The organism is Capnocytophaga sp. oral taxon 329 str. F0087, assembly GCF_000213295.2.
Lineage (GTDB): Bacteria > Bacteroidota > Bacteroidia > Flavobacteriales > Flavobacteriaceae > Capnocytophaga > Capnocytophaga leadbetteri_A.
In genome coordinates this window covers 1-19185 of the sequence record NZ_KN389984.1, presented here as the reverse complement: position 1 = coordinate 19185, position 19185 = coordinate 1, and the positions used below count along the sequence as shown (strand labels likewise).

The 19185-nt window shown below is 42.1% G+C and carries 14 protein-coding genes; 5 read left to right on the top strand and 9 right to left on the bottom strand.

The genetic code is table 11. From position 1 onward, the window contains the following. From HMPREF9074_RS12580 to HMPREF9074_RS00545, 7 genes are all read right to left on the bottom strand, one after another. A partial coding sequence (locus tag HMPREF9074_RS12580; protein WP_232297121.1) for a reprolysin-like metallopeptidase occupies positions 1-1102 on the bottom strand: 1102 nt, incomplete at its 3' end. 140 nt (positions 1103-1242) lie between these two features. Further along, the gene (locus HMPREF9074_RS00570) at positions 1243-2469 is read right to left on the bottom strand and encodes an HmuY family protein (protein ID WP_009391717.1); all 1227 of its coding nucleotides are present in this window, start codon (positions 2467-2469) and stop codon (positions 1243-1245) included. Between the two features lie 16 nt (positions 2470-2485). Continuing rightward, complete coding sequence (locus HMPREF9074_RS00565; RefSeq protein WP_009391716.1) at positions 2486-4609, bottom strand: TonB-dependent receptor plug domain-containing protein; 2124 nt, start codon at positions 4607-4609, stop codon at positions 2486-2488. Further along, complete coding sequence (locus HMPREF9074_RS00560) at positions 4606-5457, bottom strand: lipocalin-like domain-containing protein (protein ID WP_009391711.1); 852 nt, start codon at positions 5455-5457, stop codon at positions 4606-4608. The genes HMPREF9074_RS00565 and HMPREF9074_RS00560 overlap by 4 nt, the downstream gene beginning before the upstream one ends. Before the next feature lie 13 nt (positions 5458-5470). Continuing rightward, positions 5471-6673 carry a leucine-rich repeat domain-containing protein gene (locus HMPREF9074_RS11745; protein WP_009391709.1) on the bottom strand — a complete coding sequence of 401 codons (1203 nt, stop codon included), beginning with the start codon at positions 6671-6673 and terminating at the stop codon, positions 5471-5473. Positions 6674-6693: 20 nt separating this feature from the next. Next, complete coding sequence (locus HMPREF9074_RS00550; RefSeq protein WP_009391706.1) at positions 6694-7854, bottom strand: leucine-rich repeat domain-containing protein; 1161 nt, start codon at positions 7852-7854, stop codon at positions 6694-6696. A 283-nt stretch (positions 7855-8137) separates the two neighbouring features. Beyond that, positions 8138-9481: a leucine-rich repeat domain-containing protein gene (locus tag HMPREF9074_RS00545; RefSeq protein ID WP_009391704.1), complete on the bottom strand. Its 1344-nt coding sequence runs from the start codon at positions 9479-9481 to the stop codon at positions 8138-8140. A 207-nt stretch (positions 9482-9688) separates the two neighbouring features. On the opposite strand from HMPREF9074_RS00545, the gene HMPREF9074_RS00540 reads away from it, so the two are divergent. Next, entirely contained in the window at positions 9689-10642 is a 954-nt protein-coding gene (locus tag HMPREF9074_RS00540) for an alpha/beta hydrolase (RefSeq protein WP_009391702.1), read from the top strand. Positions 10643-10738: 96 nt separating this feature from the next. Here HMPREF9074_RS00540 and HMPREF9074_RS00535 read toward each other — a convergent pair whose 3' ends face one another. Together HMPREF9074_RS00535 and HMPREF9074_RS00530 are read right to left on the bottom strand one after the other, a co-directional pair. Further along, on the bottom strand, positions 10739-12028 hold the full coding sequence (locus tag HMPREF9074_RS00535) for a DUF4374 domain-containing protein (protein ID WP_009391699.1): 1290 nt from the start codon (positions 12026-12028) through the stop codon (positions 10739-10741). Between the two features lie 49 nt (positions 12029-12077). Next, complete coding sequence (locus tag HMPREF9074_RS00530) at positions 12078-14189, bottom strand: TonB-dependent receptor (RefSeq protein ID WP_009391697.1); 2112 nt, start codon at positions 14187-14189, stop codon at positions 12078-12080. Positions 14190-14348: 159 nt separating this feature from the next. Between HMPREF9074_RS00530 and HMPREF9074_RS00525 the strand changes: the two genes are divergently transcribed. From HMPREF9074_RS00525 to HMPREF9074_RS00510, 4 genes are all read left to right on the top strand, one after another. After that, positions 14349-15428, top strand: a complete 1080-nt coding sequence (locus HMPREF9074_RS00525; protein WP_009391695.1) for a DNA replication/repair protein RecF — start codon at positions 14349-14351, stop codon at positions 15426-15428. 33 nt (positions 15429-15461) lie between these two features. Further along, positions 15462-17957 carry an O-antigen ligase family protein gene (locus HMPREF9074_RS00520; protein ID WP_009391693.1) on the top strand — a complete coding sequence of 832 codons (2496 nt, stop codon included), beginning with the start codon at positions 15462-15464 and terminating at the stop codon, positions 17955-17957. A gap of 3 nt (positions 17958-17960) precedes the next feature. After that, positions 17961-18506: a bifunctional pyr operon transcriptional regulator/uracil phosphoribosyltransferase PyrR gene (gene pyrR, locus HMPREF9074_RS00515; protein ID WP_009391691.1), complete on the top strand. Its 546-nt coding sequence runs from the start codon at positions 17961-17963 to the stop codon at positions 18504-18506. Between the two features lie 9 nt (positions 18507-18515). Then, positions 18516-19185, top strand: a 670-nt coding sequence (locus tag HMPREF9074_RS00510; RefSeq protein WP_034539249.1) for a hypothetical protein, incomplete at its 3' end; no start/stop codon positions are given.

The following is a 19185-nucleotide window of genomic DNA, read 5'->3' as shown; positions in this document are numbered from 1 at the left end:
AGCCACTACCGGGTTCTACTTGTGCGCCTGTGTTTTCGTTATTGAGGTTATGCACGTGATTAGCCCCCATTTGGTGCCCCAGCTCGTGGCAGAAGAAATCGATGTCGAACACATCTTTTTCTACACTGTTAGAGAGGTCGCCTGCTGAGAAAGCACGTCCTTTTTCGCCTTTTTCGCATATACACCCTATACAACCGGCATTGCCATTGGGTTGCTTAGTATGGTGAAATACGTGTCCCACATCATAATTAGCATCGCCTACTTTCTCGTCTAAAAACTTCTGTAGAGGGTCGCCATTCCACGTTTCGGCACGCATATTATTGCGGAAAGGGTCGTCTTTTCGGTTTTTGATAATAGTTTCTACCCCTGTTACCAATCGGAATTGGATAGACATCTGGGTACGATATACCTGATTAGTGCGCTGTATGGTAGAAACAATAGCGGCAAGGGCGCGCTCTGGGCTACCGAAACGCAAGGTATAATCGCTGGTAGCAGCAATCGCTATGCGTATGGTGCGCAGGGTAGGTTCGGTAGCAAAAAGGTTGCCCGTAGTACGCTGAGTCAGTGAAGCAGGAGTAACAGCCGCTGCTTTGACTTTCGCCATTGTACCACAATCAAAAGTCATTTGCTCTACCGAAGCACTACGCTGGTAGGCCATATGCTTCACCCCACTGCGGTTAGTAGGCTGCACAAAAGCGTATTCGTTATTGTCATCAAACATAGCTGAAAGCCCCACCTCAGGCGACCACGTAAAAGCTACCTCTTTATCAGGTTGAGAAAGCGAGTAGCCCGCATAAGTCTCTATCTGTGGGTAGCGCTCTGCCAACTCGTCAGATAGGACACTGGTTTTTCGCACGCGGAAAGACTCGAGTTCGCCCTTAGCATTAGGGAGTTTTACTACTACCTCAGCGGTATTGCCACGTGCCGTAGCACTATGTAGCGCATTGGCAAAGGCTTTTTTATTGAGGGTGTACTCTTGGTGATGCGCTGTAGCAGCTTCGGCACTGCGACTGCTTAAGCCCACTTGCTTCCAATACTCTTGTGCCTGTAGCCCTATAGCCCAAGCAAAGCACAAAATTAGTAAAATATTCTTTTTAAACACTTTTTTAGTCGTTAGTTTGTTAGTTTGTTAGTCGCTAGTCGTTAGTTGTTAGTCGTTAGAAGGCGATTCATTCGGTTATTGTTCGCTCATCGTTCGCTCAACCTTCGCTCATCCTATATCCAAATCGGCTCTTTTGTCAATTACTGTTTGGGTACGTATTGATACTCGATGGTAGGATAACCTCTCTCTCCAGCATCATTTTTCATTGCTCTGACTATCAGTTTGAAGTGATTGCCTTCTCCGTCTCTAACCACATACCAATACGGACGGATAGTACCCCCATTAGGCAGGTCTCTCCACGATTTGCCTAAGCCTAAACGGTTATAGCTATTAGCATCGAAATTAGCCCCTTTGACAGTGGTATCCCAAAATATGTTTAAAGGAATTTTCTGATAGGCTTCATACGCCTTTTCAGTAGTCTCAAACTGCTTAGTATGCGCTACTTTAGTGCCTCCGTGTATATTATTGATTATCAGGTCGGGGTAAAGGGTTACATTGCTTCGCGCATCGTAATCTTTGTTAGTAATCCAAGCTACCGCAGCAGTATAGCACAAATCCCAATCGTTTTTCTTAGGCTCTACTTGCACCATTTGTCCTGATTCGAGGTTTAGATACACAAAATTATAGGCAGCGTTTTTAGCTACTGTAAAGGTCTTAACAGCAGCAGGAGCAGTAGCAGCTGTACGTGGCACAAACATCACTTTATACTTTCCGTTTTCGCGTAGCACACGTATTTTGCCCCAACCTTTATGCGCTCCTAATATATTTACGCTTCCTTTTACAGGAGTCTTATCGCTGATAGCAAAGCCCATACTGAGTAGGTATACTTTGTTCTCTTCGTCTTTGGCTGAAACACCAGCGATAGCTGTACCAGAACCAGGTTCGTTATTGCGCGGAGCTAAATAACCGCGAGGGTCGTCTATCAATCTACGGCTAACAAGGTGGTTAGGCGATGGGTTGGTAGGGTCGGTGTTAAGCAATATGGTTTTATCCTCTTCTACCCTTTTATTTATATCGGTAGTTTCTTGCTCTAATGCCGACATCGCGATAGCAGGGTTGATGAGCACTCTAAAATCGTCATCACCACAATAGAAAGCTAAGTGCCAAGTGTCGCGCTTAATTGCAGTAGTCTTGCCGGTAGAAAGGTCGATGTATACTTGGTTAGGCTCATTAGCGCCTCCTACCTCAGCTTGTACTGTGATAGGGGTTAGCGGTTTTACGCTAAGAGTACCTGAGGCTGTACCTTGCTCGGTAGTGTTAGTTTGAGTGCCTCCGCCCTCTGGCAGTTTCTTTTCAGGTTCTGATTCTTTTTGGCAAGCCCCGAACATAAAGGCTGCAATACTGAGTGATAGAATTATTTTTTTCATATAAATAGTAAGATTTTTAATATTTAATATTCAGATTATAAGTGAGTTTCAAGTAGAACATACGTCCGTTGGCAATAGGGTAATTGCGCTCGGTCGTTATACCCAATAGCGATGTTTGGGTAAGGGTAGTATTGATTACGTTTAGCACATTGCGGCAACCTAAAACAAAGTCGATGCGCTTCTGCCAAAACGATTGTTGCACTGAAGCATCGACCCAACCATAAGGCGATAAGGTACCCAGTGCTGCCCCATCGGCAGTAGCCATCCACATCTGCGACTTGCCCACAAACTTATAATTGGCCGTAAGCACGGTATTCGTTTTGGACAACTGATAAGCAAGCCCTGCATTGGCATTGATATTCAACAGAAAACGGTCGTCTTTTTTTATCTTTGACACATCATCAGTCTGCGATACCCATACAAAAGCCCCGCCTAAGGTAAGCCCCAGATTGTTCCACACAAACCTATGCGTGGTGATAATATTGTTATTGAGAAAACGGCTGACATTGAGGTACTGGGTATGCGGCATACCGCCTTGCAATTCTAACAATATGTTATCTATCTTATCGTATATACGATTGTGGCTAAAAGCTAAGTTGCTGGTGAGCTGGGTAGTGGCATCAGTGCCAAAAGTAAAGACCTTTTTGGCATTGAGCTCCGTAGAGAAGCTGCGCTCAGGCACTAAGTTTTCATTGCCCAAAAAGATATGCCCTATAAAGACATTGCGCACATACAACTCTTGAAAGTTAGGCGTGCGATAGGCTTGTCCTACTGAAGCGCGTAGCTCGACATTGGCAGGCAACAGATAGCGCGCGCCCAAGGAATAGGCGTATTGGTTATTGAACAAACGCTGTATAGAGTAGCGTGCGCCTGGACGGATAGAAAACTTTTTGGTGATATTGGCTTCTACGGAAGCATAAAGGTCGTAATTATCAATGGCTTTATCCACGAACTTTTCGGTAGAACCTTCGTCGCGGATGATAGCATAGCCCTGATTGCGCACAGCCTCATAGCCTACTTGCCATTGGTATCTTTTCTTAGCCAAAGCCCCACTGAGGTAGCCCGATGAGTAAAACACGTCCATAGACTGGTTGCGCCTTTTTTCATTATTGATTTCGTGATGATAATCAATAAGGTAGCGGAAGGTTTCGGTAGCGCGCTCTTGATATTGATAAGAAGCGGTAAGGTTATACTTAAGCTCGCTAAGTGCCCCACTAAGGTTGAGCTGGTGATTCTGACGCGAATAGTAATCGCGCTGGTCATTGCCAAAAGTGTAATCGCCATAACGAGGACTATAGGTGCGCTCGGCAGTGCGGTCATAAGTGTTGTACTGGTCGCGCATATACTCAAAGCGATAAATGAGCTTATAGCTATCGCCCTGATAGGTAGTCATCACATTGGTTTGATACAGAAAATAAGGTTGGCGCTCAAAGCCCCTGAGCCCATCTGTACCCAAGTAGTTTTTGCCTTTGTACTTACCCCAAAAGCCATTGAAATTATTGCGATTCATACCCACAGAAGCAAACCAACGCTTAGAGAGATTGGTAGCAGCTCGGAAGTTGAGATAATGTTTGCCTTTATTTAGGAAATTGTACTCGCGCGAGAGGGTTTCCTCCTGAAGCGAGTAGGTAATATCCCACTTATTGGTCGCCTTTTTCTTGGTGATGATGTTCATTATACCCGTTACGGCATTGGCACCGTGGGTTACGCCCATCGCCCCTTCGACTATCTCTATGCGCTCAATATCATCTACATTTATCTGCGAAAGGTCGGTATTGACCCCTAAGCCGTCTTCGCTTACCAGCGGCACATTGTCTACAAATACCTTGAAGTAGTTAGCCCCTAAGCCATAGAGCGAAATCTTCTGCTTGCCACTGCCCTCATCGGGGAGGATATTGAGGTTTACATACTGATTGAGCACCTCGCCTAAATGGGTAGCCCCTACGCCTTTTATCTGTTCTTTAGTAATGACTTGCACGTTCTTGACCGATTTTTTGACCGACTGGGGTTCTATTTGCCCCGAGACTACCACCTCCTCAAGGTCGATAACCTTGTCGGTTTTAGTAGGCTGTGCAGCGGTTACTACCGAGAAGAGCAGCACCGAGACGATAGCGATATTATGTAGGATGGAGCGTATCATTCAAATGTTTTTTCTTTGCGGTAAAACTCATTTTCGTAGTCGCCTGCTAAGCCATTTACAAAGCCCCAAAACTCGAGCGTGCCATTGCCGAGCCTAAACTCGCGCAAACCTACGTTTACCTTGCCTCTTATCTTGTTGCGTACCTTTATGATACCCAAGCCTGCAGAGATTTCGTAAGCCCCTTTGTAGACGGTTTCGCGGCATTTGTTCTTAGTATAGCGATACTGATACATCGTGATAGAGTCTTTGGTAATCACTACCTTTTGTTGCGAACGACAACCAGAAAAATCGGTTAAATCTTTATTATAATCATAAATGTCATTGCGCCTAAGGCTGTAAATATACCAAGTACCAACGATTTCTTTGGCAGGGTCGTACTGATAATTTTTGCGGTAGGTAGCCTTCTGCACTCCTCCAGCCCCATTGGTGTAAGTCATTACCAAAGTATCAGTAGTTACGCTATAAGTATACGCCTCGGTATCAGTAGCCTTGCCAACAGATTGTAGTACCAATTGCTGCAAAGTAGTGCTATAGGTTTTGGCTTCTATCACATAGTTGCAAGCGTCTTTAGCATCATTAGGGTCGGTATTGGGGGTATACTGATAGGTAGTGCGGGTAGCGGTTTGGTCTGCCCCAAAGACTAAGCTGCTCTTGCGGCTACAGTTCTCTATTTTAGTTTCGTAACCATTTTCTTCTAACTTCACCAAACGCCATTCGCCTACTAAGGGAGAAACAGACGCTTCTGGCTTAGGAGGGGCAGGCAATTCGGGATTAGGGTCTTCTTTTTGCTTATCGCAAGCTACTAAGGCAAGCGAAAACAATATTAGGAAATAATATATTTTGCTCATTTTGTTAGATTGATTAGTGTCTTTGAGACATTGGTTTGATTTTGGCTTTGAAAGCATCGTCTGCCCAGTCAGATTTTTTGTACAACTCTAAACTTTCATCGGGCACGTACACATTCTTGAGGGTTCGCCTAAAGGATATCTCAACACTGCTGAACTTAGGGATAGTACGCGAGTGTAGCACAACTGTTTCGACAGGACAATAGCTGAAAGAGAAATCGCCTATACTACCAATGCTGGTAACACTCTCAGGTATATCGATGACCTTTAGCTTTTCGCAACCTAAAAAGGCTTGTGCAGCAATCTTCTTTAATCCCTCTTGGAGTTTGAGCTCATCGAGATTATCGCAAAAAGCAAATGCATAGCCCTTAATCTCTTTGACAGAGCGCGGAATAGTGAGTTTTTCTATCTTAGTACGCGCAAAAGCAAAGTCTTCTATCTCGGTGATACCCTCTTCAAAATTGACAATACTAAGGCGTTCGCAGCCATTGCACATACTGCGAGGGATTTTGGTAAGTCCGCGTGGTAGGGTGAGCATCTCGAGGTGATAAAGCCCCTCGAAAGCACTTTTGCCTATCTCGGTAACGGTAGCAGGTAGAATGATAGTCTTAACCGCATAAGGGTCGGAAGTAAAAACGCCCTCGTGCCCGCCTGCACCAAATTGATAACTAAAAGCTTTCTCTTGAATGGCAGTAATACGGCTAAGCCCTACATCGGCGCGCATATCGATATGCACCGTTTGAGGATTGAGCCACGCTAATAGCGTTTTGCGGTCGTCGGAGAGCTTGTAGTTAGAAAGCTGATTATTATGCCAAGGGTTGTTATCGCCCAAAGTGTAGGCTATGCCCCAACTGTTGTTCTTCTTAGGCCCGTAGAGTTTTTGGTTTTGGGTATCTAAATACAGGTCGCCTTCATTGCCAATGGTTAAATCGGGAGCGCCCTTGCCAGAGCGAATGGTATTGGGGTTGATACCTTTTTCGGATACTAAACGAATAGGCGTATTGCCCCAGCCGCGCTCATCGGTTTTAGGGCCATAGAGCAAGCCTGTTTTTCTATCTATATAATAGTCGCCTATGTTGCCCTCATCAATAGAAGGAGGATAATCTTTGAGGTGTATGACACTGGCTCTTTTTACTTTGACGCGCTCAATGGTCTGTTTGACACAGCCCACCGTGCTGAACGCCAAAAGCGCGCACAAGCTGATAATTATATTTTTCATTTAGAATTATTTTTTACTTTTTATTGGATAGCTTGTATAATATCGGCGTAGTCGGTAAACTTATCGCGGTAGGCTTGTAGGTGCTGTGAAGGCACATAGATATGCTCGATAGTAGCCCCTGCGAAAGGATTGGCATCGTCATTAGTTTGAGGAACCGCCCCAAGGAAAGTAACGCTTATCTTTTGGGTAGTCTCGTTGAAGAGCAATTCGCCTAAACCGGTTAAAGAAGCAGGGAAGGTAATCTTGGTAAGAGAGAAGCATTTTTCGAACACTAAGTTATCCACCAATTTAACGCCCTCGTTAAGGGTAACGTTTTTGAGGTTTTCGCACTCTTTGAAGGCTTCAGAAAGGATACGCTCGCAAGAGCCAGGTACTACTACCGTTTCGAGCGACTTGCAGCTAAGAAAAGCGTATTTATCAATAAGGGTAAGGCGTGAAGGTAAGCCTATCGTTTTGAGCGCATTGCACTTTGTAAAGGCTTCTACGCCTATATGTTCGAGTTCGCTATCGGCAGTGAAGATAATGTCTTTGAGAGCGAAGTTGTTTTCAAAAGCTTGGTTTTCGATTAGTTGAACTTTATCGCCAATGGTAATTTTTTCTAAAGAGCGTTTTTGAGCAAAAGCCTCTCTACCGATTACCTCAACCAATTTGAGTTGGTTATTGGCGTTCATATTCACCTCGACAGTTTTAGGGTTTGACCATACTAAGAGGGTAGGTTGCCCAATTTTGCTGATATGGAAATCGGGTAGGGACTCATCGGGGTCTTGGTTAGAACCATTGTTAGGATTGCCGCCCAACACTATGCCACTGCCCCATTGGTTATTGGCTTTAGGGCCGTAGAGGGTACGCGTGCTAAGGTCGATATACCAATCGCCTTCGCTACCAGTACGAGGCGAAGGTGCCCCTGCCCCAGAAAGTATTTTGGCCTCGGCAGTGTTGCTACTACCGAAACGTATGGGCGCTCCCCACCCTGCATCGGTTTTAGGGCCATAAAGTTCGCTGGTAAGTGTATTGATGAAGTAGTCGCCTTTCTTGCCGTCAGACTCGTCGGGCGTACGGCCTTGGCTAATAATTTCAGAGCCTGCGACTATGTCTTCGCGCTCTTCAATTACTTGTTTTTTGCAGCTTTGTAACGCTGTGAGCGACAGGCAAACCATCGCCCCTATCAATAGTTTTTTCATTACGAAGAAGATTATTTAATTTAGAATTATTTTGGTGCAAAGGTAACAACTATTTTATATTCAATCCAAATATATTGCAAATTTTATTTAGAAAAAAGAAAGATTAACTATTTAACACAACATAAAACACTGATTATCAAATGTAAATTATATATTCTAAATTACATATAAACAGCGTAAAATTGTTAATTATCAACATACAATTGTTAATGTAAGCGATAAATTGTTAATAAAAAGTAAGGGGCAAATAGCATTTTTTCTGCTATTTGCCCCTACAGGTAAATTAATTAAGTTCTCTTATTTCTTTGAAGTTTTTAGACCAATTCTCATTATTTTCATAGGCTGTTTTACTTCCTTTAGGCACATATAAAATTCGCTTTTCGCGATTCTGTGCTGAAGTAGCAAAGGTGTTGAGGGTTATGGTTATCGGGGTAGGATTGAGCACCGTTACCTTTGTAAGACTATAGTTATTCATAAAAGCCATTGACTTGATGGTTTCTATAGAAGCAGGTAGGGTAAGCTCGGTAAGCCCCGAGCTAATAAAGGCTTGTACCCCTATGCTCTTAACTTTTGTCATCACTACTTTTTTAAGATTAGTAGTAGCTTTGAAAGCTCCGTCGCCTATCTTTGTAATGTTCTTTAAATCGGCTGAAGTGATGTCTTTATTACCATCGAATAGTGAAGCATCAAGCACAGTACCTTCGTCGGGGATTGTGATAGCTCCTGTAGCCACTGCACCCATTTTGAGCGTCACTACTTTCTCGCCTTCGTTTTCGTCTTCTCCTTCATCTACATCAAAAATATCGCCTGCTACAGCTCCGTTTACTGTTACCGCTATAGTCGCTTTTTGCTGAGCGGCATCGGTGATGATAACATTAGCCTTTCCTGCCCCTACGGCTGTTAGGTGTATAACATTGCCGTTTATTTGAGCTTTTACTACATTTTCAATAGAATATTGTACCTTATAGTCAGGATTACCACTTGTGATAGCAACTTGCTCGGTATTGCCTACCTCTAACACAAAGCTGTTTTTGCTTATAGTGAAAGGCATACCTGTAACCGTAACCTCGAAAATATCCTGCTTGCCACTCTGTACATCGGTAACGGTAACGGTAGCACTGCCCACCTTTAGTCCTTCGACACTGAGTACATTATCAGTCTTGGCACTTACTAACACCACCCCTTCGGGTACGCACACACAATTGTAATTAGCGTGTCCGTTCTGTAGTTTTACATCAGTTTTGGCTCCGTTTTCTACCGTGACGCTCTTATCGACCACGGCAAAAATACCCGTAACGGTTACACTTAGAGAAGCGGTTTTTCCTTTGGCATCGGCTACCGTTACCACTGTTTCGCCTTGTGCTATAGCGGTGATTTTAAGGGTGTTTTGGGTTACAGTAGCTGAGGCTACCGCTTGGTCGGCTACCTTAACAGTATAAGAGCCATTGCCCGAAGTGACGGTAAGGGTGGCTGTTTCGGCAACCTTGAGGGTTAGAGAGGTTTTCTCTAAAATGAGTTCTTTAGGGTTTTCTGGCTTGTTATCAGCTTTGTTGTCGTCTTTGCTGCAAGCCGCAATGATGAGGGCGAAGAGTGCCACCATCACACAAAAAGGGTTAAAACGTTTCATAAAATGATTTAATTTAGAATTTTGGGCGCAAAGATAATACTTTATTTATAAACAACCTAAATAATAGTGTTAATTTTTTAGTAAGAATTGCATATAGTTGCTGTATCGTTCCTATAGTGTTCCTATATCCTTCCTATATCTCTTATAGTGTTAATTCATTGTTATTTGATGATTGTTTTTTATCTTTGCAGTCGCTAAAAAAAAATAATGATGAAAAAAATACTTTTCTTTTTGCTTTTATGTAGTTTTGTAGCACAAGCACAAAACACTATCTGTATAGGCGAGCGCATTGGAATTGCTTCAGATGATGATATAACTCGTTCGTTATTAGTATACTTACCCCCTTCGTACCACGATTCTTCATTAAAACCTACGAAATACCCCGTAGTGTATCTGTTAGATGCTGAAGCTAACTTTAACTATTTTGCGACCTTAATGGACAAACTATCGCAGGGCATACCCAATGTGCCTGAAATGATTATAGTAGGCATTCAAACCTCTAAGCGAGAAACTGATTTTACCACAAACAACGATGCTTTTTGGAAACTGATTACTACATCTGTTATTCCCTCGATTAAAAACGAGTACCGGTGTAACAATTTTAGTATAGTAGTGGGACACTCATTAGGAGGATTGGCGGTAGCTTATGCCCTAAATAACTATACTAACTACTTCAATGTATATATGGCTCACGACCCCAGCTTGTGGTGGGAAGATAATAGCGGACTAAAACTGTTTGAAGACAATAAACAGAAAAACTTTAAAGGGCGGCATCTATACCTATCGTATTCGGGGGAAAAGGTGCGCCATAATGGCAGAAGCAGGCACCACGAGGCTATTGAAGGGTTGCAATCACTACTAAGGGAAGGCGGATGCAAAGACTTACAAACTTACTTTAAAGAATATCCTAATGAAAACCACGGTACGGTGCAGATAATGGCTAACATTGACTTTTTTAGGATGCTTTTTGCTGAAATGTTTATAGACCGCAACGAAATTGAAGCTAACCCAATGGTGATTAAAGAGCGATACAAAGCTCTGTCGGAAAAATTAGGCTATGAGTTCAAACCGACAGAAAAATATCTGAAGAATACCGCTAAGTGGTTACAGAAAAATGGAAAAGAAGCTGAAGCAAAGGCAGTATTATCAATTAACAAATAACCATTAATAGTTACCAAATAAAAAATGCTTGAAGAACTTTATTTCTTCAAGCATTTTTTTGTTAGTTGTTAGTTGCTTTTTTGAGTTATTAGAAGATTAGATTTTTCCGATACCGCGTATGCCTTGCGCTCCTTTTACTACTAAGCCTTTTTTGGCTTGTGCTGTAGTGGGGTCGATTACGTAAATGGCTGCATCGTTATTTTTTTCTGCTACTGGCAAGTAGCATTTGCCTTTGTAACCCATTGCTATTACCCCTACCGTATTGGTAATATTAGCAGGCTCAGGTAAGCCTGTTACCCAAGTAAGTTTTTTGGCAGCAGCATCGACAATAGCGTATTTGGCAGCTGGTGAGTTGGTTTCTATATTTTTATCATTATAGAATTCTATCAGGAATTTAGCTTCTGTAATATGGAATACACTGCGGAAAGGATGTCCTCCTGAAACGTTATCGATATTAAAGAAGTAATCTTTATCAAAATCGGTAGCGTCTTTTTTGATAAGGAGTGCCCCTGCTGGTTTGGTAGAACCTTTTTCGAAATGACCAGAGAATACATACACATCGCCATTATCAGCTTTGCCTAATTGAGAGATGTACTGAGAACGGAAACGCCCTGATGAATAGCCTAATTTATCGCTTTTGTAGATGCGTTTTAGGTTCATATTTTTATCGAAGGCAGCAACCCAAATAGAATCGAGTTTGGTAATAGCAGCTGTAGTAGAACCGCTGCCAGGGCGAGGTTGATTGCGCTCAGAATAAATCATTGAAGAAAGGAACTCGCCATTGCCTCTGTCTAAAATACCAGAAAAAGAAGCAATTTCTTTATTGTTTTTGCCTAAATCTTTGGTGATTTCGAGCGTACCGATGGTAGTTTGGGTAGCTACTTTATAATCGGATACGTTGTGGAAAATAAAGGTAGCACCATCGTTGCGGTCTTTACCATTGATTTGTTGCCCTGCAAGAGTTTGTCCGCCTACATTTACAATAAAATATTTATCGAAGAAACCATAGGTAGTAAAACGAGAAGGTACTTGGAAGTCAGTTATTTTTTCTAACTTATCACCATTTCGTTTGTACGATACCCCAATACCAGGGGTCTGACCTTTGTAGGCTAACCCAACCGCTGTATTTTGACCAAAAGACCAAAAGTAACCTGTTTCGGGCAATTCTTCGAAGTTAGAACTGATAGAAACTTCTCCACTTTCTAAATTAGAAACATAGAGCGCAAAACTTTTATCGCTTCCTTTAGCATCGATTAAGAACTCTTTTTCGGCTACAGGAGGGTTTTCGGGTTCGTTTTTATCTTTTTTGCAAGATATAAAAGCAGTACTACCTGCTAATAGAGAGAGCATTAGCCCTTTTTTGAATGTTTGATAATTGATATACATAAATTTAAATATTTAATTTTTCGCTATTGGAGTTGCTAAATGTTAGCTTTTAGTAAAAGCGGTAGGATAGTTTGGCATAGAAAGCACGACCGGCTTTCTGTAGGCTATAGTTATCGTATAGGAGTTGGTCGGTGAGGTTTTTTACCTCGGCGGATATACTTATTTTTTTATTAGAGGTTTGGTAAGTGAGATTGGCATCGTGTGAGAGCTGTGAGGGGACTGTATTTTTAGCCCCTTCGCTTTGCCAAGTAAGGTAAAACTCATCGGTATAAAGTAAGTTATAGGAGAGTGATAACTGGTCTTTTTTAGCAAATATTCCTTTAAAATTATAAGAGGCATCGGCATTAGCAAAAAAGTAAGGCAGATTGGGCACACGGTCGTTATAAGTAACGGAATCGGCACCGAAGGCTGTTTTCTTTTCTTTGTTGCGAATGTCCATATAGGTAATGTTGCCACCTACGGCAAAGCTATTCTTGTAGAAATAACGGGCTGAAAGATCTGCCCCTATATTGAGCACGTTGCCGTGATTGCGGCTAGCAGCAATACCCCTACTGTTAATCCCCCTGATGATATAATCGGTGATATTGCGGTAGGCGACTCCTGCTTCGATAAGGAAAGAATGGTTATCGGCTACGGGTTGGTACGAAAGGTTGAAGTTAATATTTTGGCTGTTTTCGGGTTTGAGTTGTTGGTCGCCTTGCTCGAGGTCGCCATCGCCAAAAAGTTCGCGTTCGGTAGGCAAGCGGAAGGTTTTTTCGTACGACAATTTAACTTGCAGAGGGTTAAGCAGCTGGTAGGTAGTGGCAAGCCCATAGCCTGTAGTACTGCTATAGCGACTTTGCTCTTCGTAGACGGCATTGCTTGCATTGCCAGCTATTTGTACGGGTCCGGTTACTTTAGTGGTGTAGTATTTAGCAAAAGCTAACATATTCCAAAGGTTATTGGGGGCGAATTTGTAGGATAAACCTACTATATTTTTCTGATTCACCCGACGCATAAAATCGGCTGCTGTAGTGGCAAGTGATACTACATTATCGGTAGTGGTGCGCTTATAATGGCTATAGGTATTGCTGACCTGAAAAAGGTGCTCGGGGGCAGGCATATAATCGATATGTGAGGTAACATAGCCTGTTTTGCCCTCAAAAGTTTGAAGGATGTGTTGCACTTCGCCCTTGGTGGCTTTGGTGCGGTAGGTGCCATCCCAAGCATATTGGCGAGGCTCTTCGTCGGCATTACGGGTAGTGGTAAGGTCATAACGACCGGTAAGAGCAAAAGAGAGCCCCCTAATGATATTCTTCTTTTCGTATTCCATAGAAGAGGAATAGGTATGTGAGGTGCGGTATTTGCCCCCGAAGACTATCTGCATTAGGTTAGCATTCTGTATTTGCTTGTATTCTTGGTTGTAATTGAGCCCAAAGGAGAGTTTGTCAGCCCATTTTTCATTGAATATATTTAGACGACCTATTAGGGCTTCGTTATGATAGCGGTCGTGAAAGCGGGTAAACCAACGGGGTTCTTTTGAGAAGACACCTGTATGCACATCAAGGTACTTGGTAAATACGTTGTAATTATTATCGGAGTAATTTTGGTAGGCACTCAGCTCGAGTGAGATGTTATCGGTGAGTCGTTGCCCTATACGCAAGGTACTTTTGTGGGTATTGAAAGAGCCAAAAGTGTAAGATAAGTTGGCATAATTGCGCTTACTACGGCGGGTAACAATATTGACAGCCCCTCCGAGTGCATCGGCACCAAAGGTAATAGGTACTACACCTTTGTAAATTTCGATGCGCTCAATCATTTCGGCAGGGATGTTATTAATGCGGAAAGAGGCATTGGCGCCGTTCATAGGTACGCCATCAATAAAAGTGCGTACGTGTCGGCCTGTAAAGCCATTGAGATTGATATTAGCCTCTGCCCCTACCCCTCCTGTTTCGCGCATTTTTACGCCCGATACACGTGCGAGTATATCGGCAGCATTGCTATTGACAGCTTGAAGTGGCTGCGCTTCGATAGCAACGACATTATAGGCTGCTTTTTGTATTCTTTTGATAGGTGCTTCAGCTTTAACTACTACTTCTTCTAATTGAGTTATAGAGTCTTTAGGCTGTTGTGCCATAGCAGCCAAAGGAGCTAAAAGGCTGATATATAGGAGTTTTTTCATTTTTATTACTTAATTCGGGGGCAAATATAGCAAATTATTTATAAACAAGCTAAATAACGATGTGTTTTTTATAGCCTTGTTGAAAAACATACTAAATAAAAAAATTCTTCTTTTTTGCTTGTTGGTATTTCTTTTTTTCGTATTTTTGCATCGCTAATTATGTTTTTAAAGAAAGTAACCGTAGTTAATTATAAAAATATCAGCTCTAAAACACTTGAGTTTAGCGCTACTATCAACTGTTTTGTAGGTAATAATGGGGCAGGAAAGACCAATTTGTTAGATGCTATCTATCATTTGGGGATGGGAAAGAGCTATTTTAGTCCGTCGGCAGTGCAAAATATACGTCACGATGAGGATTTTTACTTGATAGATGGCTTTTTTGAGTCGAACAGCCGAGAAGAACAGATAGTTTGCAGTCTGAAGAAAGGACAAAAGAAGATGATGAAGCACAATGGCAAGGCTTATGAGCGTTTGTCAGACCATATAGGGAAATATCCGATGGTGATCATCTCGCCTGCTGACCGCGACCTGATAGTGGAAGGTAGTGAGACGCGTCGTAAGTTTTTGGATAGTGTTATCGCGCAGACTGATCGTGAGTATTTGGAGTTGCTGATACGCTATAATCGTTTGCTGCTACAGCGCAACACGCTGCTAAAGCAGATCGCTGAGAGCGGCATTAGTGCCTTTGACACCCTACAGGTATATGACGCGCAGTTAGCCCCTTTAGGGCAATTCATCTACGAGAAACGGCGGCAGTTTATGGAGGGATTCGCTCCTATTTTTAGCTATCAGTACGCTTACATTGCTGGAGGGCAGGAAGAGGTGAAAGTAGTTTACGAAAGTATGCTACACGAGCAGACCCAAGAGGCGCTACTCGCTCAGCACCAACAACGAGACCTACAGGCACAATACACAACTGCGGGCATTCACAAAGATGACCTACGGTTAGAGATACAGGGCTACCCCATAAAGAAATACGGCAGCCAAGGGCAGCAAAAATCGCTGCTCATAGCGCTAAAGCTATCGCAGTTTGAGTTGCTAAAACATACTTTGGGCATTACCCCTATAGTGCTACTAGACGATATTTTTGACAAGTTAGACGACACACGAGTAGCGCAATTAGTGCAATTAGTGACGCAGAACCATTTTGGGCAGTTATTCATCACTGATACGCATTCGCAACGGACTGAAGAGGTTGTGAAAATGACGGGGCTGCCCTACCAAATGATACTATTTTAACCTTTGAACCCTACTAACAAATCATAATAAGAAATGAGCAACAAAAAAGCAACAACTCAGAAACAAGCACCACACACCACCACAGCTAAAACTACCGTAGCTACTAATAGTGACAATTCGGCACTCAACCTGTTGACTAGTTTGCTGCTAATAGCTTATGGCTATGTGACTGTCATCACGCCTAACTGGATGGCTTTTGACTCTAATGCTTCTAAATTCTACACCTTTGCTATACTCAACTTGGTGGTAGTAGCAATGGTTTTTCTGATAAAAGACTTTAGAGAGCGTACCCAAGTGTTATTTGGCTTTTTCAACAATAAAATAGGGATAGCCTATAGCATTGTGATGGTATTTGCGCTGCTATCTTTCACCAAAGCACTTGATATAGAAGAGGCGATACTGCATTATTCTAAGATATTCGTTACCTTTACCGCTGCTTGGATGGTATCAGCCTTGGTGATTTACAACAAAAAGAGTTTAGCCCCCTTGGCAGTAGCGATGACTTTGCTGCTTTTTTACGATTTCTTAATCACGATGGGAGGGGTAAAAGACATTATTAGAGGTATCAGTGGCGACTACAATATCAAAGGTGGTTACTCTAACAAAAACATCTTAGCTTCGGCTATGTTTATTAAGATACCTTTTGCTATTTGGTTGTTTTACTTCAATAAAAAGACACTCTACAGATTATTAGGGGGGATAGGGATACTTGTAGGTACGCTGGCTATCTTCTTTATGAGTACACGTACTTTCTACTTGGCTACGATACTCACCGTGGTAATATTTGCTATTTATGGCATTATTGATTATTTCATTAGAAAAAAACGCGAAACAGGAGGTAAAGTACTCATACACGTAGGTTTAGTAGTGCTAGCTTTTGGAATATTTACCTTTGTACAAAACTTTATGTATCCACAACAGATACGCCAAAGTACTAGTTTTGGGGCTCGTTTGGCAGAGGTGGCTAACCAAGAAAACTCAAGTAACAACCTACGTAAAACTGCTTGGGTTATCACCGCTACTGATATGATACCTAACAACCCAATATTAGGGGTAGGAATAGGTAACTGGAAGGTACGTTTCTTGCAATACGAGAATTCATATAGTCCGCACTATATCTATATGTACAAAAACCACAATGACTTTTTAGAGCTTACAGCGGAAGCAGGTATTTTTGCGGGCTTAGCTTTTATCGCTATTTTCTTTTTAGCCGCTTACTACTTCTTGTGGGGTACTTATAAAGAGAAAGACAACAAGAAAGAACAATGGTTCTTCCTGCCTCTGTTTGGGCTTTTTGCCTACTCGTTTGATGCCTTTTTTAACTTCCCTCAAGACCGGCCTGAAATACAAGCGCTCTTTAGTATTTACGTGGGAACTGCTGTGGGCTTAGCTGTATTGTATTACAGGAAAAATAACAAAGAAGAGAAGAAATTGCCTTTGACAGCCATTGGCTTTATAGGTATGGTAGCAGCAGTAGTAGCCGTGATGAACGTAGTGGTAGAGCGTATGTACTTTGATTCGTCAAAAATGCAACGTATGGTAAAAGAAGAACAACAAAACGTACGTCCGACCAAATCGCCTGCTGAATATTTGATACGCGAGTATCCGCGCATTCCTAACTTGACAGCAGTAGCTGAACCTGTAGATGTAGAGAAAGCTCGCTACCTAATAGACGAACAGAAATTTGAAGAGGCTCGCAAGATATTGCGCTCGATACACTATCACCCATACGATGCACGTCCTGAGTATTTTATGGCGGTGTCTTACTTTATGGAGCCTGAGAAGAACAACGACAGCATTTACAAATACGCTCATAAAGCCCGTATGATTAAGCCGAACTTCTTCGGAAGCCTTAACTTAGAAACCTTTGTCCTCAACAATATGGGCAAAGAGCAAGAATCAATAAAACTATTGAAGCAGTTTTTAGGATTAGAGAAAGATACTACTGTCGTAACTCCTAAATGGAAAAATACACTGAAGAAATTTCATATAGATGTAGATCGTGAGGCGTTAGCTAACAAACGCACTGAGGCACAAGCGTGGAATGCTTTGGCTTATCTGCAAGAGAAGAATAACCTAATAGCTGATGCTAAGGCTACCTTAGATAGCGCTTATGTATATCTGCCTAACAACCAAGATATTGTAAACAATCGTATCAAACTAACTTCGCGCTTGCAAGTAGAGCAGTTTACTCCTCTATACGTAGAAGCAGTAAATTTGTACAACAACAGGCGTTATCCTGAAGCGGTAGAAGCCTTTACTAAGTTTTTAGAAAAAGTACCCGCCCACGCTGATGCGTATCGCCTACGTGCTTATAGTTATTACAATCTACAGCAGTACCAAAAAGTAATCGCTGACATCAACCAGATGGAGAGCTTAGGTAACCCTATAGACCCTATACTCAATAACTATCGCGCTTCGTGCTACTATATGATAGGCGACAAAAATAACGCTAAGGTTTTCTTTCAGAAAGCTGCCAGCGAAGGGAATGCTGACGCTCAAAAGAACCTAAATTCGCTTACTTTTTAGAAAATGAATACCTATAAGAAACAAATACTCACTGAGAATGAGATAAAGATAATGCTGCACCGCTTAGCGTGTGAGTTGATAGAAAACCATAGCGATTTTGCTAATACCGTTTTCATCGGCATCCAGCCACGCGGCACCTCATTGGCTAAGCGTTTGCTGCAACTACTCACCACAGAATACGGAATAACGAATATTCCTTTTGGGATACTCGACATTACCTTTTTCCGCGATGATTTCAGGCGTAATGCACGCCCCTTAGAAGCAAACTCTACCGCTATTGATTTCATAGTAGAAGATAAAAAAGTAGTGTTTATAGACGATGTATTATACACTGGAAGAAGTATCAGAGCTGCCCTATCGGCTATTCAGTCTTTTGGCAGACCTGCCGAAATAGAGCTATTAGTGCTTATTGACAGACGTTTCAGTAGACATCTGCCTATACAGCCTGACTACAGGGGCAAGCAGGTAGATGCTATCAACCAAGAACGGGTAGTGGTACATTGGAAAGAAAAAGAAGGAGAAGACGCTGTATATGTAATTGATAAATAGCAGATTATTATGGTAATAGCAATACTCACCGCCTTTATAGTTATCAATCTGGTGCTGAAGCTCAGCTTCTGGAAAGTGTGGCAAACAGCCCTATTTGGTAGTATTATCTTCCTATTTGTATGGCTCTCTACAGATTTTGCTTCTGAACAATCGCAAGTAACTTTAGAGGCTATGCTCAATAACCCACGTGTGTTGAGCAATATAACGGTACTGCTCACTATTGAGACTGCAGTATGTATGGCGTTTTGTTTTACCTCGCTGCGTAGTATTTTCAAAGAAAAAGAAAGTCGATGGAATAAAATACTACAATGGTACCCTAACTTGCTTATTTTTCCTGCTTTGTTCTACATACTCACCCAATGCATTTTTTACTATACAGGAGTATCCTTTGAACAAATAGCTTTAGGAGTAGGCGTGATTTCACTTGTGTTTATCATCTTGGGAGCCTTTGGCATCCATAAGCTATTACCCGAAAAAGACCTGCGTTTGGAGCTCCATTTCTTAGTCAGCCTACTCATTACCCTTTTAGGATTAGTGAGTACTGCTAACGGGCAAATTATCTATGTACCACAGTCAGAGCCTATCAACTTTAAAATATTAGGAAATACTTTTCTCTTTTTCTTTCTGTTATTTATGGCAGGCTTTGTGTTTAACAAACTATATTGGAAAATCAAAAAAA